This window comes from Erwinia sp. AC075 (genome assembly GCF_979253995.1).
On the sequence record NZ_CEEDEU010000001.1, the window covers coordinates 2,993,505 to 3,011,550 of the forward strand.

General features: G+C 61.0%; 10 protein-coding genes. 9 read left to right on the top strand and 1 reads right to left on the bottom strand.

Features of this window, described 5'->3' with window-relative positions; genetic code table 11:
- The first annotated feature begins 102 nt into the window (after positions 1-102).
- The 9 genes from atzF (at position 103) to AC0IXH_RS14235 (ending at position 16,032) form a co-directional block, all read left to right on the top strand.
- Positions 103-1,905 (top strand): allophanate hydrolase, encoded by a 1,803-nt coding sequence (gene atzF, locus AC0IXH_RS14195; protein ID WP_471720583.1) that lies wholly within the window; start codon positions 103-105, stop codon positions 1,903-1,905.
- Positions 1,898-5,515: an urea carboxylase gene (gene uca / locus AC0IXH_RS14200; RefSeq protein WP_471720584.1), complete on the top strand. Its 3,618-nt coding sequence runs from the start codon at positions 1,898-1,900 to the stop codon at positions 5,513-5,515. The genes atzF and uca overlap by 8 nt, the downstream gene beginning before the upstream one ends.
- 9 nt (positions 5,516-5,524) lie before the next feature.
- Complete coding sequence (locus tag AC0IXH_RS14205) at positions 5,525-6,235, top strand: GntR family transcriptional regulator (RefSeq protein ID WP_346566956.1); 711 nt, start codon at positions 5,525-5,527, stop codon at positions 6,233-6,235.
- A 27-nt stretch (positions 6,236-6,262) separates the two neighbouring features.
- A complete protein-coding gene (gene urtA / locus AC0IXH_RS14210; RefSeq protein ID WP_013200673.1) occupies positions 6,263-7,531 on the top strand; it encodes an urea ABC transporter substrate-binding protein in 1,269 nt (422 codons plus the stop codon).
- Positions 7,532-7,628: 97 nt separating this feature from the next.
- Positions 7,629-9,203: an urea ABC transporter permease subunit UrtB gene (urtB, locus tag AC0IXH_RS14215; protein ID WP_471720585.1), complete on the top strand. Its 1,575-nt coding sequence runs from the start codon at positions 7,629-7,631 to the stop codon at positions 9,201-9,203.
- Positions 9,203-10,279: an urea ABC transporter permease subunit UrtC gene (gene urtC / locus AC0IXH_RS14220; protein ID WP_053140406.1), complete on the top strand. Its 1,077-nt coding sequence runs from the start codon at positions 9,203-9,205 to the stop codon at positions 10,277-10,279. Before urtB ends, urtC begins: the two co-directional genes overlap by 1 nt.
- A complete protein-coding gene (gene urtD / locus AC0IXH_RS14225) occupies positions 10,272-11,063 on the top strand; it encodes an urea ABC transporter ATP-binding protein UrtD (protein ID WP_013200670.1) in 792 nt (263 codons plus the stop codon). Before urtC ends, urtD begins: the two co-directional genes overlap by 8 nt.
- 1 nt (position 11,064) lies before the next feature.
- Positions 11,065-11,763, top strand: coding sequence for an urea ABC transporter ATP-binding subunit UrtE (urtE, locus tag AC0IXH_RS14230; RefSeq protein ID WP_013200669.1), 699 nt, complete (start codon positions 11,065-11,067; stop codon positions 11,761-11,763).
- Between the two features lie 321 nt (positions 11,764-12,084).
- On the top strand, positions 12,085-16,032 hold the full coding sequence (locus AC0IXH_RS14235; protein WP_471720586.1) for an amino acid adenylation domain-containing protein: 3,948 nt from the start codon (positions 12,085-12,087) through the stop codon (positions 16,030-16,032).
- On the opposite strand, the gene AC0IXH_RS14240 is transcribed toward AC0IXH_RS14235, so the two are convergent.
- Positions 16,007-17,962 (bottom strand): sigma-54-dependent Fis family transcriptional regulator, encoded by a 1,956-nt coding sequence (locus AC0IXH_RS14240; RefSeq protein WP_471720587.1) that lies wholly within the window; start codon positions 17,960-17,962, stop codon positions 16,007-16,009. The genes AC0IXH_RS14235 and AC0IXH_RS14240 overlap by 26 nt on opposite strands.
- Positions 17,963-18,046 lie beyond the last annotated feature (84 nt).

Below are 18,046 nucleotides of genomic sequence, written 5' to 3' on the forward strand. Positions count from 1 at the left end.
GACGGGTCGGGTTTCAAAAACCTATAAAATTCAACCTGTTACTGGTTGGCACGCGTTTTGCTCAATTGAATTCAATCTTGTATACCAGATGGAATTCAACTTATGGCCCTGACCACCGGATTCACCCTTAGCGACTGGCAGCATCACTATCAGCAGCATCCTGACGCCGTTCTCGACACGCTGACCGGCCTGTTGAACGAATTATCCACCGGGGATAACGCGTGGCTGTATCTGGCGACGCCGGCGCAGATCCGCGCACAGGTTGAACCGCTGCTGACCGCCTGGCAGCAGGACCCGACGTCGCTGCCGCTGTTTGGGGTGCCGTTCGCGGTGAAGGACAATATCGACGTGGCAGGCTGGCCCACCACCGCCGCCTGCCCGGCATTTGCTTATGACGCGGCGGCGGATGCCACCGCCGTGGCCAATCTGAAAGCCGCCGGTGCGGTGGTGATTGGCAAAACCAACCTCGATCAGTATGCCACCGGCCTGGTCGGCACCCGCTCGCCGTTTGGTGCGGTCTGCAATACCTTCAACCCGGCGTATGTCAGCGGCGGCTCAAGTTCCGGTTCGGCGTCGGTCACCGCGCGCGGTCTGGTGGGCTTTGCGCTGGGTACCGATACCGCCGGCTCCGGCCGCGTACCGGCGGGCTTTAATAACATCTTTGGCCTCAAGCCGACCAAAGGCTGGTTATCCGCGACCGGCGTGGTGCCCGCCTGTCGCCTGAACGACACCATTTCGATCTTCGCGCTGACGGTGGAAGATGCGTTCCTCGCCGCCAGCTGTGCCGGCGGTTATGACGCCAGCGATGCTTACTCGCGCCGCAATCCGGGTCTGGCGCCCGCCTCACTGCCTGCCGCACCGCGCCTGGCAATCCCCGCCACGCTGGAATTCTTTGCCGATGCCCAGGCCGAAGCGGCGTGGGAGAAATCCGTCGAGGCGCTCAAAGCCACCGGCGCAACGCTGCATCCCATCGATTTCTCAGCTTTCCACCAGCTGGCGGAACAGCTCTATTACGGCCCGTGGGTGGCTGAACGCACCGTCGCCGTCGGCGAGATGCTGGCACGCAAGGAAGAGATGGATCCGGTGGTGTACGGCATCGTCGCCAGCGGCAATAACTACAGCGCCACCGATGCCTTTAAGGCCGAATACCTGCGCGCGGAACTGACCCGTCAAATCCAGCAAACCCTCAGCCAGTTCGATGCGCTGGTGGTGCCGACCTCGCCCACCATCCACACGCTGGAAGAGATGAAGCAGGAGCCGGTGCGCTTTAACTCACAGTTCGGCACCTACACCAACTTTACCAACCTCGCCGATCTCTCGGCGCTGGCGCTGCCCGGCCCGTTCCGCGAAGACGGTTTACCGGCGGGCATCACCCTGATTGCCCCGGCCTGGTATGACCGCGCGCTGGTGACCTTCGGCCAGCGCTGGCAGGCCAGCCAGGCATTGAGCCTCGGCGCCACCGGCAAATCCCAGCCGGCCACCTACTCCGCGCTGCCGGCCTCGCCGCTGCATGTGCGCGTGGCGGTGGTCGGTGCCCACCTGACCGGCATGCCGCTTAACCACCAGCTCACCCGCCGCGATGCGGTACTGGTGGAAGAGACCCTCACCGCCGCCTGCTATCGCCTGTATGCGCTGGCCAACACCACACCGCCAAAACCGGGCCTCGCCAAAGGCAGCGACGGCGCGTCGATCGTGGTGGAACTCTGGGATATCCCGCTGGCGCGCTTCGGTGAATTTGTCGCTGAAATCCCCTCTCCGCTGGGGATTGGCACGCTGGAGCTGGCGGATGGCCGCCTGGTGAAGGGCTTTATCTGTGAACCCGCCGTGCTGCCAGAGGCGACGGACATTACTGAATTTGGCGGCTGGCGCAACTGGCTGACCCGCAAGGAGACCACCCATGTTTAATACTGTCCTGATCGCTAACCGTGGCGAAATTGCCTGCCGCGCCATCCGCACGCTGAAACGCCTCGGCATCACCAGCGTGGCGGTGTTTTCGGACGCTGATAAAAATGCGCAGCACGTGAAGGATGCTGACATCGCCATTGCCCTCGGCGGGGAAAAGGCCAGCGACAGCTATTTACGCATCGACAAAATTCTCGCCGCCGCTAAAGAGACCGGTGCGCAGGCGATCTGGCCCGGTTATGGCTTCCTGTCAGAAAGCCTGCCGTTTGCCGCCGCCTGTGAAGAGGCCGGCATCGCTTTTGTCGGCCCGACGGCCCAGCAGATTGGCGAGTTCGGCCTCAAGCACCGTGCCCGTGAACTGGCTGCGGCGGCGGGCGTGCCGATGACGCCGGGCACGCCGCTGCTGGCCTCGCTGGACGAGGCGCTGAGCGCCGCAGAACGCGTGGGCTATCCGGTGATGCTAAAAAGCACCGCCGGCGGTGGCGGCATCGGCCTGACCCGCTGTGCGGATGCGGAGGCGCTGAGCAACGCCTGGGAAAGCGTCCGTCGCCTGGGCGAACAGTTCTTCAGCGATGCGGGCGTGTTTCTCGAACGCTGCATCGACCGCGCCCGTCATGTGGAAGTGCAGATTTTTGGCGATGGCAAAGGCAAGGTGATCGCCCTCGGTGAACGCGACTGCTCGCTGCAACGCCGTAATCAGAAGGTGGTGGAAGAAACCCCGGCACCGCAGCTGCCGGAAGCCACCCGCGCCGCGCTGCTGGAATCGGCGGTCAAACTGGGCGAACTGGTTAACTACCGCAGCGCCGGCACCGTGGAATATATCTACGATGCTGAACAGGATGATTTCTTCTTCCTCGAGGTCAATACCCGCCTGCAGGTGGAGCATCCGGTCACTGAAAGCGTCACCGGGCTGGACCTGGTTGAATGCATGCTGCGCGTCGCCGCCGAAGAGGAAATTGACTGGCCACGCCTGACGCTGGCACCGCAGGGTGCGTCGATTGAAGTGCGTATTTACGCCGAAGATCCGCTGAAAAACTTCCAGCCAAGCCCTGGCGTGCTGACCGAAGTCTGCTTCCCGGACGACGTGCGCGTCGACGGCTGGATCAACACCGGCACCGAAGTGTCGGCGTTTTACGACCCGATGATTGCCAAACTGATCGTCCATGCGGAGAACCGCGAGGCGGCGTTAGCCAAAATGCAGCAGGCGCTCAGCGAAACCCGCCTGCACGGCATTGCCACCAACCTGGATTACCTGCGGCAGATCGTCGCCACCGAGGCCTTCCGCAGCGGCAAGGTGTGGACGCGGATGCTCGACAGCTTTGTACCGGCCTCGCCGGTGATTGAAGTGATCCAACCCGGCACCTGGAGCAGCATTCAGGACTACCCTGGCCGCCTGGGTTACTGGGACATTGGCGTGCCGCCGTCCGGCCCGATGGATGATTTTGCCTTCCGCCTGGCCAACCGCATTGTCGGCAACGCCGAAGAAGCGGCGGGCCTGGAGTTCACGCTACAGGGCCCAACCCTGCGCTTCCACAGCGATACCCTGATTGCCCTCACCGGTGCCGAATGCCCGGCCACGCTGGATGGCGACGCGGTGGCGTACTGGCAGCCGGTGTCCGTCAAAGCCGGTCAGACGCTGACCCTTGGTCGTGCGCAGATGGGTTGCCGCACCTATCTGGCGGTGCGCAATGGCTTTGACGTGCCGGAATACCTTGGCAGCCGCTCCACCTTCGCCCTGGGCCAGTTTGGTGGCCATGCCGGTCGCACCCTGCGCGTTGCCGATATGCTGGCGATTTCGCAGCCTGAACTGGCCGCCTGCACCACGCCGGCCCCGGTCAGCGAACCGCAGGCGTTAGACGCCTCGCTGGTGCCGGTGTACGGCGACGAATGGCGCATCGGCGTGCTGTACGGCCCGCACGGCGCGCCGGACTTCTTCACCCAGGAATCCATCGACGAATTCTTTGCCAGCGAGTGGCAGGTACACTACAACTCCAACCGTCTGGGCGTGCGTCTGGTCGGACCGAAACCGAGCTGGACCCGCGCCAACGGCGGTGAAGCCGGTCTGCATCCCTCCAACGTTCACGACTGCGAATATGCCATCGGCGCAGTGAACTTTACCGGCGACTTCCCGGTGATCCTCACCCGCGACGGACCGAGCCTGGGCGGCTTCGTCTGCCCGGTAACCATCGCCAAAGCCGAGCTGTGGAAAGTCGGTCAGGTTAAGCCTGGCGACCGCATCCGCTTCCATCCCATCAGCTTTGAAGAGGCCCATGCGCTGGAGCAGGCACAGGCGAAAAGCGTCGATAAACTGCACGCCACCTCGCAGCCTGCTTATCCGGTGCCATCACTGGCTGAAACCGAACACGGCTCGGCAACGGTGCTGGCCGCCATCAAGGCCACCGCCTTTACCCCAACCGCCGTTTATCGTCAGGCGGGCGACAACTACATCCTGATGGAGTACGGCGACAACGTGCTGGATCTGGCATTGCGCCTGCGCGTGCACCTGCTGATGACCGCCCTGCGCGAAACCGGCCAGCCGGGCATTGAAGAGCTGTCGCCAGGCGTGCGTTCGCTGCAAATCCGCTATGACAGCCGCATCCTCAGCCAGAAACAGCTGCTGACCTTGCTGCTGACGCTGGAGAAAAACCTCGGCGACGTCAGCAAGATGAAAGTGCCTTCGCGCATTGTGCATTTGCCGATGGCCTTTGAGGACAGCGCCACGCTGGGTGCCGTTGAGCGTTACCAGGAAACGGTGCGATCCACCGCACCATGGTTGCCGAACAACGTCGACTTTATTCAGCGCATCAACGGCCTGCGCAGCCGCGAACAGGTCCGCGACACCATTTTTGATGCCAGCTACCTGATCCTCGGGCTGGGCGATGTCTATCTCGGTGCGCCGTGCGCCGTGCCGATCGATCCGCGTCACCGCCTGCTGAGCTCCAAATATAACCCGGCGCGCACCCATACCGCCGAAGGCACGGTGGGCATTGGCGGCATGTATATGTGCATTTACGGCATGGACTCGCCAGGCGGCTATCAGCTGGTGGGCCGCACGCTGCCCATCTGGAACAAATTCCTGAAAAACGCACAGTTCGCCGCTAACGAGCCGTGGCTGCTGCACTTCTTCGACCAGGTGCGTTTCTACCCGGTGACCGAAGCGGAACTGGATGTGCTGCGGGAAGATTTCCGCGAAGGCCGCGCCACCGTGACCATCGAAGAAACGGTGTTTGATTTCGCCGGGCACCAGCAGTTCCTGCAGGACAATGCCGCGTCTATCGCCGAATTCCGCAGCAAACAGGCCAGTTCGTTCGACGCCGAAGTGGCGCTGTGGGCGCAGGAAGAGGAAGGTGCGCCGCTGACCAGCGATGAAAATCTGCTGCCAGAGGAAGTTGAAGACGGCGGCGTGCAGGTCAGCGCCGATCTGAACGGCAATATCTGGAAAGTGCTGGTGAAACCGGGCGATGAAGTGGTTGCCGGTCAGCCGGTGATCATCGTTGAAGCAATGAAGATGGAGCTGGCCATTCATGCGCCGCAGGCTGGCATTGTTAAACGCATTGCCTGTCAGCCAGGCCGTGCCGTCAGCCCAGGTGATGCCCTGCTGTGGCTGGAATAAGGAGTCAGGATGCAGGAACTTCAGTCCAAACGCGGTAAGGCCCGACCGGAAGCGCTGGCGGAAAAGGTCTACCAGACCATCAAGAACGACATTTTCGATTTCCGCCTGATGCCGGGTGACCGCTTCAGCGAAAGCGAAATGGCAGAACGGATGGAGGTCAGCCGCACGCCGGTGCGGCAGGCGCTGTTCTGGCTGGAGCGTGAAGGCTATGTCGAAGTCTATTTCCGCAGTGGCTGGCAGGTTCGCCAGTTCGACTTCGAATACTTCGAAGAGCTTTACGACCTGAGGATTGTGCTGGAGTGCGAGGCGGTGCGCCGCCTGTGCAGCATGCCGCCTGCGCGCGCCAGCGAACTGCTGAGCGCGTTAAGCCTGTTTTGGGTGGAGGCGCCACGGCTGGAAGACGGCAAGGCGGTTTCCCTGCATGACGAAGCGTTTCATATGGCGATGGTGGCCGCCGCTGGCAACAGCGAAATGGCGCGCATCCACGCTGAACTGACCGAAAAAATTCGCATCATTCGTCGTCTCGACTTTACCCGGGAAGACCGCATTGAGGCGACCTATCACGAGCACGCCCGGATTTTGCAGGCGGTTTTACATCAACACGCTGAGGAGGCCCAACGCATTCTGACCGACCATATCGCTGTCAGTAAGGCGGAGGTCAGAAAGATCACGCTGCATATGCTGCAACAGGCAAGGCTACAACCGGATTCACAACCATAAACAACAATACTTTTGAGGGTTCGCCAGATGAAAAGACGTTCACTGCTCAAGGCTTTTGCGCTATCCGCCACGGTTGTCAGTATGGGCTTGTCATGGGGTGCGCAGGCTGCGGACACCATTAAGGTCGGGATCCTCTCGTCGCTCTCCGGCACCATGGCGATCTCCGAGACGCCGCTGAAGGACGTGGCGCTGATGACCATCGACGAGATTAACGCCAAAGGCGGCGTTCTGGGCAAAAAGCTCGAACCGGTGGTGGTTGACCCGGCCTCGAACTGGCCGCTGTTTGCCGAGAAAGCCCGTCAGTTGCTGACGCAGGATAAAGCGGCGGTGGTGTTTGGCTGCTGGACATCGGTATCGCGTAAATCGGTATTGCCGGTGTTTGAAGAGCTGAACGGCCTGCTGTTCTATCCGGTGCAGTATGAAGGCGAAGAGATGTCGCCAAACGTGTTCTACACCGGCGCAGCGCCTAACCAGCAGGCGATCCCGGCGGTGGAATACCTGATGAGCGAAGATGGCGGCAGCGCCAAACGCTTCTTCCTGTTGGGCACGGACTACGTCTATCCGCGTACCACCAACAAAATCCTGCGCGCCTTCCTGCATTCAAAAGGGGTGAAGGACAGCGATATCGAAGAGGTGTACACGCCGTTTGGTTATAGCGATTACCAGACCATCGTGTCGAATATCAAGAAATTCTCGGCGGGCGGTAAAACCGCAGTGATCTCCACCATTAACGGTGACTCCAACGTGCCGTTCTACAAAGAGCTGGCGAATCAGGGCATCAAAGCCACTGACGTCCCGGTGGTGGCCTTCTCCGTCGGTGAAGAAGAGTTGCGCGGCATTGATACCAAACCTCTGGTCGGTAACCTGGCGGCGTGGAACTACTTCGAATCGATTGATAATCCGGTGAACAAGCAGTTTGTGGCCGATTACCGTGCTTACGCCAAAGCGCACAACCTGCCGAACGCCGCTACCGCAGTGACCAACGACCCGATGGAAGCGACCTATGTCGGCATCCATATGTGGGCGCAGGCGGTTGAGAAAGCCGGCACCACCGATGTGGATAAAGTGCGTGCGGCAATGGCCGGACAGACCTTTAAAGCACCAGACGGCTTTACGCTGACCATGGACCAGACCAACCACCACCTGCACAAGCCGGTGATGATTGGTGAAATCGAAGATAACGGTCAGTTCAACGTGGTCTGGCAGACCGATAAGCCGGTTCGTGCTCAGCCATGGAGCCCGTATATCGCCGGTAACGACAAAAAGCCTGACTATCCGGTGAAAACCACCAAATAACACCCACGGGCGGACGCCAGTTCGCCCGTAAGATCCTTACCGAAAGGGCCGATGCGTCGGCCTGTTTTCTGCAACCCTGACATGGACGGGCATTGCGATGACGATTCGCCCTTTACGCACATTTTTACTGGCCCTGTGCCTGCTGGCCCCGCTGTCGGCCTTTGCCGGTCCGGCGGCGGATTTTGCGGCCGCCAGCCGCAGCGACCAAATCACACTTTTACAGAGGTGGGCGGCGACACCCGATCCGGCCCGTCTGCCCTTTCTTCAGGCCCTGCGTAACGAAAACGTGGTGCTGGATGAGCACAAACAGCCGTTCAGCGAGGTTGACGGCAAACTGAGCGCGCTGGACAGCGTGGCGCAACCCACGGGAAGTACCAAAAAGCTGTTTATGAACAACCGCCTGCGGGTGATGATTGCCACCACGCTGGCGGCGCATCAGCTGGTCAGCGACAGCGTGGCAACGCGCCTGAGTGCCGCCCGCGCGCTGCAAAACGACGCGCAGGCCGATCAGCTACCGCTGCTGACCCAGCGTCTGGCGGCGGAGAAAGACGACGGCGTCCATGCGGTGCTGGCGCAGGCGGTGGCCGGTTTGCAGATTGCCGACAGCAACCCGCAGGTGCGTCTGCAGGCGGTGAAGCTGTTAGGCGAAACCAGCGACCCGCAAACCCAGGCGGTGCTTGAGCGCTTATCGCAGCCGCAGAACGAGCCGGATGCCACGGTGCGCGCCGCCGCCAGTGATGGCCTGAAGCAGATTAAACACCGGCTGGTGCTCGGCGATCTGCTGGGCCAGGCATTTACCGGTTTGTCACTGGGCTCGGTGCTGCTGCTGGCCGCGCTGGGGCTGGCGATTACCTACGGCCTGCTGGGGGTGATCAATATGGCCCACGGCGAGATGCTGATGCTTGGCGCCTACGCCACCTGGTTGGTGCAGACGCTGTTCCAGCGCTTTGCGCCGGAGTGGCTGGCGTTCTATCCGCTGCTGGCGTTGCCGGTGGCCTTCTTTGTCACCGCCGCGATTGGCATGGCGCTGGAACGCACCATTATTCGCCATCTTTACGGGCGTCCGCTGGAAACCCTGCTGGCCACCTGGGGCATCAGCCTGATGCTGATCCAGCTGGTGCGCATGCTGTTTGGTGCGCAAAACCTGGAAGTGGCGAACCCGCCGTGGCTGTCCGGTGGATTGCAGGTGCTGCCGAACCTGGTGCTGCCGTATAACCGCATGGCGGTAATTGTCTTTGTCTTTGCCGTGCTGTTCCTCACCTGGCTGCTGCTGAACAAAACCCGTCTGGGGATGAACGTGCGTGCGGTGACGCAAAACCGGGCGATGGCGGACTGCTGCGGCGTGCCCACCGGTCGCGTGGATATGCTGGCGTTCGGCCTCGGTTCCGGCATTGCCGGTTTGGGCGGCGTGGCGCTGTCGCAGCTCGGCAACGTCGGCCCGGAACTGGGCCAGGGCTACATCATTGACTCGTTCCTGGTAGTGGTCACCGGCGGCGTGGGCCAGTTGGCCGGCACGGTGGTCGCCGCCTTTGGGCTGGGGATCCTCAACAAGGTGCTGGAGCCGCAGATTGGCGCGGTGCTCGGCAAAATTCTGATCCTGGTGCTGATCGTGCTGTTTATTCAGAAACGACCGCAGGGGCTGTTTGCCTTTAAAGGAAGGGTGATTGACTGATGACGCAACCGATGACGCTGACCCTGACGCAGAAAGCGCCGCGCCTGACAATCGGTATTGGCCTGCTGGCCCTGCTGGTGCTGCTGGTGCTGCCTTTCCTCGCGCTGCTGCCGGCGGATAATCCGCTGGCCCTTTCCACCTATACCCTGACGCTGATTGGCAAGATCCTCTGCTACGCCATCGTCGCCGTGGCGCTGGACCTGGTCTGGGGCTACGCCGGGCTGCTGTCGCTGGGCCACGGGCTGTTCTTTGCCCTCGGCGGTTATGCGATGGGCATGTACCTGATGCGCCAGGCCTCCGGCGACGGGCTGCCGGCCTTTATGTCGTTCCTTTCCTGGAACGAGCTGCCGTGGTTCTGGACCGGCACCCAGCACTTTGCCTGGGCGCTGTGCCTGATCGTGCTGGTGCCCGGCATCCTCGCGCTGATCTTCGGCTTCTTCGCCTTTCGCTCGAAGATTAAAGGCGTTTACTTCTCGATCATGACCCAGGCGCTGACCTATGCCGGCATGCTGCTGTTTTTCCGAAATGAAACCGGCTTTGGCGGCAACAACGGCTTTACCGGCTTCACCACCCTGCTTGGCTTCCAGGTGACCGCCACCAGCACCCGCATCGGGCTGTTTGTTGCCACCGTGCTGCTGCTGGTGGCCAGCCTCGGCATCGGTTTCGCCCTCGCCCGCAGCAAGTTTGGCCGGGTGCTGACTGCCGTACGCGATGCGGAAAACCGCCTGATGTTCTGCGGCTACGATCCGAAAGGCTTCAAGCTGTTTGTCTGGACGCTCTCTGCGGTGTTGTGCGGGCTGGCCGGGGCGCTGTATGTGCCGCAGGTCGGCATTATCAACCCCAGCGAAATGTCACCCACCAACTCGATTGAGGCGGCGATCTGGGTCGCGCTCGGCGGCCGTGGCACGCTGATTGGCCCGCTGCTGGGTGCCGGGATCGTTAACGGCGCGAAGAGCTGGTTTACCGTGGCCTTCCCGGAATACTGGCTGTTTTTCCTTGGTCTGATGTTTATCCTGGTCACCCTGTTCCTGCCGCGTGGCGTCATCGGGCTGATCCGCCGGAGGAAGCATGACTGATCAACTGTTTACCCAACCCCATCCGGCCGACCGCCACCGCGACCAGACCGATCCGGTGCTGCTGCTGGAAAATATTAACGTCTCGTTTGACGGCTTTAAGGCGCTGACCAACCTCTCGTTGCAGATTGGCGTCGGCGAGTTGCGCTGCATTATCGGGCCGAATGGCGCCGGCAAAACCACGCTGATGGATGTGATCACCGGCAAAACCCGGCCGGACAATGGCCGGGTAATGTATGACCAGAGCACCGATCTCACCACCCTGTCACCGGTGGACATTGCCCGTATCGGCATTGGCCGCAAGTTCCAGAAACCGACGGTATTTGAAGCGCTGACGGTGTTTGAAAATCTGGAAATCGCGCTGAAAACCGACAAATCGGTGTGGGCCTGCCTGCGCAGCCGCCTGAGTGGCGAGCAGCAGGACCGCATTGACGAGGTGCTGAAGCTGCTGCGGCTGGGTGCCGAACGCTACCGGCTGGCCGGCTTACTCTCGCACGGTCAGAAGCAGTTTCTGGAGATCGGCATGCTGCTGGTGCAGGACCCGCATCTGCTGCTGCTGGATGAACCGGCAGCGGGCATGACCGATGCGGAAACCGAGTACACCGCCGAGCTGTTTCGCAGCCTGGCGGGGCAGCATTCGCTGATGGTGGTCGAGCACGATATGGGCTTTGTCGAAACCATCGCCGACCACGTAACGGTACTGCATCAGGGCCAGGTTCTGGCCGAGGGCTCGCTGCGCGACGTGCAGGCCAACGAGCAGGTTATCGAAGTCTATCTGGGGCGCTGACATGCTAAAAGTGTCTGAACTGAATCAATATTACGGTGGCAGCCATATCCTGCGCGGCCTCTCTTTCGAGGTAAAAACCGGGGAAATCACCTGCCTGCTCGGCCGTAACGGCGTCGGTAAAACCACGCTGCTGAAATGCCTGATGGGCATCATCCCGGCTAAATCCGGCACCATCAGCTGGCAGGATAAAATCCTTAACGGCCGCAAGCCGCATCAGCGCGTGCAGGCCGGCATTGCCTACGTGCCGCAGGGCAGAGAGATCTTTCCCCGGCTGACGGTGGAAGAGAACCTGCTGATGGGGCTGGCGCGTTTTTCGGGCGCGGAAGCCAAACAGGTGCCGGAGGAGATCTACCGGCTGTTCCCGGTGCTGAAAGAGATGAAGCAACGGCGCGGCGGCGATCTCTCCGGCGGCCAGCAACAGCAGCTGGCGATTGGGCGGGCGCTGGCCTGCCGGCCCCAGCTGCTGATCCTCGATGAGCCAACCGAAGGCATCCAGCCCTCGGTGATCAAAGAGATTGGCGCGGTGATCCGCCAGCTGGCGCAGCGCGGGGATATGGCGATCCTGCTGGTGGAGCAGTTTTATGACTTTGCCGCCGAGCTGGCGGACAGCTATCTGGTGATGTCACGCGGCGAGATCGTCCAGCGCGGCCGGGGCGACAGTATGGAAACCGATGGCGTCCGCAGTCTGGTGGCAATTTAACGCAGCAAAAGAAGTGCCGGTAAACGGGGATAAGGGTCGGCATTATCCCCGTCTTTTATTTATATTCGCGCTTATTTAACCGACTTAATTAAAGCTGATTATAAACCACCATCTCGAAATAAGATGTTTATCTCCGTTAATAGTTATTTCACTTAAGTCATTATTCAGACGACCATCTCTCAATAAATAATTCCATTCTGCAAAGGGTGTGAATTATTCTCATAACAAAATAAATATAATTCCGTATCATATTTTTGAAATCTTCCTATACAATCCTTGCTGAGAATGCTTTCCCTATTTTGACTTTCCTTAACCGGAGGTATGCGCTTGTCTATTTATCCGTTAACGTCCTCACAGCAAGCCGTCTGGCTGGACCAGGCACTGACGCCCGATACGCCCTGCTACAACGTGGGCGGGCTGTGGCGCATCGACAGTCCGCTGGACACCTCCCTGCTGCACCGGGCAATTAACCTGGTATTACAGCAGCATGACGCGTTAAAAATAAAATTGACGGAAGGTGAAGAGGGAATTAATCAGACGACCGTCCATAAAAGAGAATTCATTCTCGAATGCCACGATGTCAGCAGGGAATTACAGCCGGTAAAAACCGCACGGGAAATATTAAACGCCCGTCTTATTCAGCCTTTCAAATTGTACGGTGAATTACTCTGGCGATCGTCTTTAGTGAAAGTGAATGCCACCACCTCTTTATGGTTAGTTAATGCTCATCATATTATTGCCGACGGCACCTCGGTGTCGTTATTAGGCCGGATGATTATCGATCGTTATAAATCGCTGTTGCTGGGACAGGCACTCGCCGTGACGGACGCCTGCGCGGGATATACCGATTTTATTGGCCAGGACCGCGACTATCTCGCCTCCAGCCGTTACCCACGGGATCGCGCGTACTGGCTGTCGCGCTTTGCCGATGCCCCGGCGTCGCTGCTGGAAAGGCGCAATGGATTTGCCGCCAGCGAAGCCTGGCCGAGCACGCAAATCCTGCGCACGCTGCCGCAGGCGCGCTATCAGCAGCTGACGGCATTTGCCGGACGCTATGGCGCGTCGCCGATGCATTTCTTTAGCGCGCTGATGGCGTGCTGGTTTGCCCGGCAGTGGCAAACGGAAGACTTTACCCTCGGCGTGCCGGTGCACAATCGCAGTGGGGCGCGGCATAAGCAGACGCTGGGGATGTTCTCGGCGATGCTGCCCGTCCGCTTGCAGATTGACACCGCCCAGCCGTTTTCTTCGCTGATCCGGCAGGTCTCTGCCGAGCTGCGCCGCAGCTATCGCCACCAGCGTTTCCCGGTGGCCGAGCTGAACCGCCATCTGCGCCTCAGCCAGCAGGGACGCCGCCAGCTGTACGATATGAGCTTCTCGCTGGAAACCTTCCCGACCGATATTGAGCTGAACGGCACGCCGCTAAAAGTGGAAGCCCTGCATCACGGCTTTGAGCAGATGCCGGTGGCGGTGTACCTGCGCCATTATCATCCTGGCGACGATCCGGTGCTGGAATGCAACGTCAATCAGGCCTGGTTCAGCGAGCAGGAAGCCGGCAAGATTGCCGATCGCCTGCTGCACCTGCTGAACGCGATCCTCGACGCGCCGCCCGAACAGCCGATGGCGTTACTGCCGCTGCTGCTGCCCGACGAACAGCATGCGATCCTCAACCTGTGGAACGACACCGCCGCCGACTGGCCACTGCCGGAAGGGATCCACCGCTGGTTTGAGCAGCAGGTCAGCAAAACCCCAGACGCGGTGGCGCTGAGTGGCGTGGCGGAGATGACTTACGCCACGCTGAACGCCGAGGCGAACCGGCTGGCGCACTGGCTGCGCGCGGGCGGGATCCAACCGGACGATCGCATTGCGCTGTGCGTCAGCCGCAGCGCCGACATGGTGATCGCCCTGCTGGCGATCCTCAAGGCCGGTGCCGCCTATGTGCCACTGGATCCGGATTACCCGCAGGATCGCCTGCAACATATGCTGAGCGACTGCGGCGCGAAGCAGGTGTTGGTGGATGATGTCGGCGCCCGGGCGCTGCAATCGATCGCCAGCCTGCCGCTGGTGCATCTGCGGAATGACCAACCGCGCTGGCAGGCGGGATCGACCGACAATCTGCCGGCGCTGGCCGACGATCCGCAACGATCGCTGGCCTATGTGATCTACACCTCCGGCTCGACCGGCAAACCCAAAGGGGTGATGAACGAGCATCTGGCGGTGATGAACCGGCTGCAGTGGATGCAGGACGCCTACCCGCTGACCGCGCAGGATCGCGTGCTGCAAAAAACGCCGTTCAGTTTTGACGTCTCGGTCTGGGAGTTCTTCTGGCCGCTGATGGTCGGCGCACGGCTGGCGATGGCCAAACCGGGCGGCCATCAGGATCCCGGCTACCTGAGCGACTTTATTCAGCAGCAGCAGATCACCACGCTGCATTTTGTCCCGTCGATGCTGCAACTGTTTTTGCGCCACGGCGAGATGGCGCACTGCCGCAGCCTGCGTCGGCTGTTCTGTAGCGGTGAAGCCCTGCCGCTGACCGCCGTCGAGCGCTGCCACCAGCAGCTGCCTGCCGTGGAGCTGCACAATCTGTATGGCCCGACCGAAGCGGCGGTCGACGTCTCTTACTGGCACTGCAAACCGGGCGAGATCGGCAGCAGCGTGCCGATTGGCCGACCGGTAGCGAATACCCAGCTGTATATCCTCGATGCCAACCTGCAGCTTCTGCCGCCGGGCATCAGCGGCGAGCTGCACATTGGCGGCGTGCAGGTGGCGCGCGGCTACCTGAACCGCGAAGAACTCAGCCAACAGCGCTTTATCGCCGATCCGCTGAGCGCTCAGCCGGATGCGCGGCTGTATAAAACCGGCGATCTGGCGCGCTGGCGGGAGGATGGCAACATTGAGTACCTGGGCCGCAATGACTTCCAGGTCAAAATCCACGGCCTGCGCATCGAGCTGGGCGAAATCGAGCAGCAGATTGTCGCCTGCCCGCAGGTGGAGGATTGCGTGGTGCTGGCCTGCGAGGATGACGACGGCGATAAAAGGCTGATTGCCTGGGTGGTGGCACGGCCCGATCCGCAGCTGACGGACAGCCTGCGCCAGCAGATCGGGCAATCGCTGCCGGAGTTTATGATCCCGGCCAGCTTTGTCAGGGTGGATGCCCTGCCGCTGTCGCCGAACGGTAAGCTGGACCGTAAAGCGCTGCCGATGCCTGCCGCCGACGCGCAGCCTGCCTTTACGCCGCCGGCCACCGCGCAGGAACGGCTGTTAGCGGCCTGCTGGAGCGATCTGCTGGGCGTCTCGCCTGTCGGTCGCGATGACGACTTTTTTGCCCTCGGCGGCCACTCGCTGCATGCCATTCAGCTGATGATGCGGCTGAGAAAGCGGGGGATTGAGGTAGAAATGAAGACGCTGTTTGCCCATCCCAAACTGCGTCAGCAGGCTGAAGCCCTTAGCCAGCCGGCGTCGGAACAGAGCCCGCAGTGGGTCGACACGCCTGCACCGCTGGCCAATCTGCTTAAGCAGCTCAATCGCCCGCAGCAAACCTTTGATCTGATCCAGCCGTTAAATGCCGCCACGCAAGGTGACGATCTGTGGATGATCCATCCGGCGGTGGTCGGCTGCGAGATCTATCAGGATCTGGCGGACAGCCTGAGCGGAAAATTCAACGTGCTGGGGATCAACAACTACAACCTGCACAACCGTCCGCACATTCCGACGCTGGCGGCGTTAGCCAGCTACTATCTGCAGCATATGCTGCAATGGGGCATGCCGACCGACCGGCCGGTGCGGCTGCTGGGCTGGTCGCTCGGCGGGGTGATCGCGCTGGAAATCGCCGCACAGCTTGAACAGCGGGGCTATACCCAGCTGCAGGTTTGCCTGCTGGACTCGCTGTATCAAACCGAGGTGCAACAACGGGTCGCGCCCGGCATGTTGGCGTCGCTGCTGAAGGCGATTGGGCTGGAAGGCGATGCGGCAAAACGCGCGATTCAGGCGGAAGAGACCGAGTTGAGCATCAATAATCAGGCGGTCAGTTCGCCATTGCGTCACACCCAGGTAACCTTGCTGAAAGCGATGCAGTTTTTCGATTTAAGCGACAGCGGCACCGCGGAAGGCAATGAGCTGCTGGCGATTAAGGATAACGGCGTCGGCGCGCTCTGTTCCTCGCTGAAAATCGTGCCGCTGGCGGCCAATCACCATTCGATTATCCTGTGTCATCAGGAGATTGCCGCCGCGTTATCCGCTGTCGGCGTCAGCCGCGAAACTCATCCACACTGATACCGTGCTTCTTCAGCTTGTTGTATAACCCGGCGCGGGAGACCCCCATCTTCTGCGCCGTTTTACGCAGATTGCCGTTGAGCGACGCCAGCATGGTAACAATATGCGCCCGCTCGTGGCTGTCCAGCCGCTGCGAGTCGCCGGATTTCGGCCGCTCTTCGGTGGCGATCTCTTCCGGCAGATCCCCGGCATCAATCAGCAGCTTGTCACTGAGGTTAATCGCCCGCTCGACAATATTCTCCAGTTCCCGCACGTTACCCGGCCACGGATACTGCTCCAGCGCGGCCATCGCCGCCGGGGTAAACTGCATGCTGGCCTTCTTAAGTCGGGTACACATTTTCTCGCTAAACCACTCCACCAGCTGCGGCACATCGCCGGTCCGCTCGCGCAGCGCCGGGATGCGCAGAGAGATCACGTTCAGACGGTAAAACAGATCGCGCCTGAACGCGCCCGTTTCGATTGCCCGTTGCAGATCGCAGTTGGTGGCGGCAATAATCCTGACGTTGACCTTCACCGGACGCTGCGCGCCGATGCGCATCACTTCCGCCTCCTGCAACACGCGCAGCAGGCTGGTTTGCGCTTCCAGCGGCATATCGCCGATTTCATCGAGGAACAGCGTGCCGCCGTCGGCCAGCTCAAACTTGCCTGCCGCCCCGCCGCGTCGCGAGCCGGTAAACGCGCCGTCGACGTAGCCAAACAGTTCGCTTTGCACCAGATCGCGCGGTAAGGCGCCACAGTTGACCGCAATAAACGGCCCGCCGTGGCGCGCGCTGCCGTTGTGGATTGCCTGCGCGAACAGCTCCTTGCCGGTGCCGCTCTCGCCGGTCAGCAGTACCGTACTGTCGCTGCGGCTGCTGGTGCGCGCTTTATCGAGCACTTCCGATAGCGCGGTGGAACGTCCGCAGATCATCTCAAAGGTGTAGCTGGCACCGATGCCCATCACCTGGCGGGTGATCGCCCGGATGCGCTGATTATCGCGCAGCGAGACGATCCGCCCACCGTCCGGCGCCGGCATCACCGACACCAGGCAGGAGACGCGCGGCCGATCCTGCGGCTGAAACACCACTTCGCGGTCGTTGCAGAAGGTGATGCCGGTAAGCGTCACGCCCTCCGGGTTTAACGCGCTGTCGACCGATTTTCCGGTCAGCATCATGCCGTGGAAAATTTGCCGGGCGTAGCGGTTGATGGTTTTGATGATGCCGCGCGCGTCGGTGACGATCACCCCTTCGTTCAGCGTTTCCAGAATGGAGCGCTGTTCGGCCAGCAGGCTGCGCAGTACCAGCTGGCGGCCAATGGCTTCGGCCGCGGCCTGCACCGTGCCGAGGGTGTGATAGTGGAAATTGTCCTGGCTGGCGGTCAGGGTCAGCACGCCAATCATCCGCCCTTCCGCATTGCGCACCGGCGCGGCGGCACACTGCCGGTGCCGCTGACGCAGCGCCTGTTTCCAGTTCTCGCCATTCAGCACGTAGACCAGTCGCTGTTCGTTAAGGCAGCGTCCGGTGCAGTTGGTGCCCATCACCGACTCGCGCAGAATGCTGCCGACCGGCGTTAAATCCAGCCCGCAGTAACATAAGGTCACGCCGTTTGCATCGGTCAGATTGATGTGCCCGTCCGGGTTATAGGCCAGCAGGCTTTGCATAATGCTGTCCGCCACTTCGATCAGCTCCGCATGGTTTTCCAGAATCGCCTTCAGTTCGGCCTCGGCGGGGAAAACGTAGTTAATGGCACCGGGCTCGATACCGGCGTCGCGGCTGGCCTGCCAGGATGCGCGGATCTGCGGACGCAGAAAAGAGGGCTCCTGCCCGGCTACAAACGCCCGCCAGGCCAGCTCAAACTGGGCATCCCAGCGGCTGGCTTCTGCCCCTTGCGGCAGACTGAGTTTACCTTCGCACTCTTCCACTATCGCGCCCGCCAAAACAGGTATATGCATTTTGTTCTCCCCCTTTCTGGAATGTCCATTTTATCGACATGTTGAGTTTACATGTCGATTTTGTGTTCACTTTGTGATCGAACG

Coding starts and splice junctions, on each gene's coding strand:
- atzF (WP_471720583.1), top strand. CDS start 103: ATGGCCCTGACCACCGGATTCACCCTTAGCGACTGGCAGCATCACTAT.
- uca (WP_471720584.1), top strand. CDS start 1,898: ATGTTTAATACTGTCCTGATCGCTAACCGTGGCGAAATTGCCTGCCGC.
- AC0IXH_RS14205 (WP_346566956.1), top strand. CDS start 5,525: ATGCAGGAACTTCAGTCCAAACGCGGTAAGGCCCGACCGGAAGCGCTG.
- urtA (WP_013200673.1), top strand. CDS start 6,263: ATGAAAAGACGTTCACTGCTCAAGGCTTTTGCGCTATCCGCCACGGTT.
- urtB (WP_471720585.1), top strand. CDS start 7,629: ATGACGATTCGCCCTTTACGCACATTTTTACTGGCCCTGTGCCTGCTG.
- urtC (WP_053140406.1), top strand. CDS start 9,203: ATGACGCAACCGATGACGCTGACCCTGACGCAGAAAGCGCCGCGCCTG.
- urtD (WP_013200670.1), top strand. CDS start 10,272: ATGACTGATCAACTGTTTACCCAACCCCATCCGGCCGACCGCCACCGC.
- urtE (WP_013200669.1), top strand. CDS start 11,065: ATGCTAAAAGTGTCTGAACTGAATCAATATTACGGTGGCAGCCATATC.
- AC0IXH_RS14235 (WP_471720586.1), top strand. CDS start 12,085: ATGCGCTTGTCTATTTATCCGTTAACGTCCTCACAGCAAGCCGTCTGG.
- AC0IXH_RS14240 (WP_471720587.1), bottom strand. CDS start 17,962: ATGCATATACCTGTTTTGGCGGGCGCGATAGTGGAAGAGTGCGAAGGT.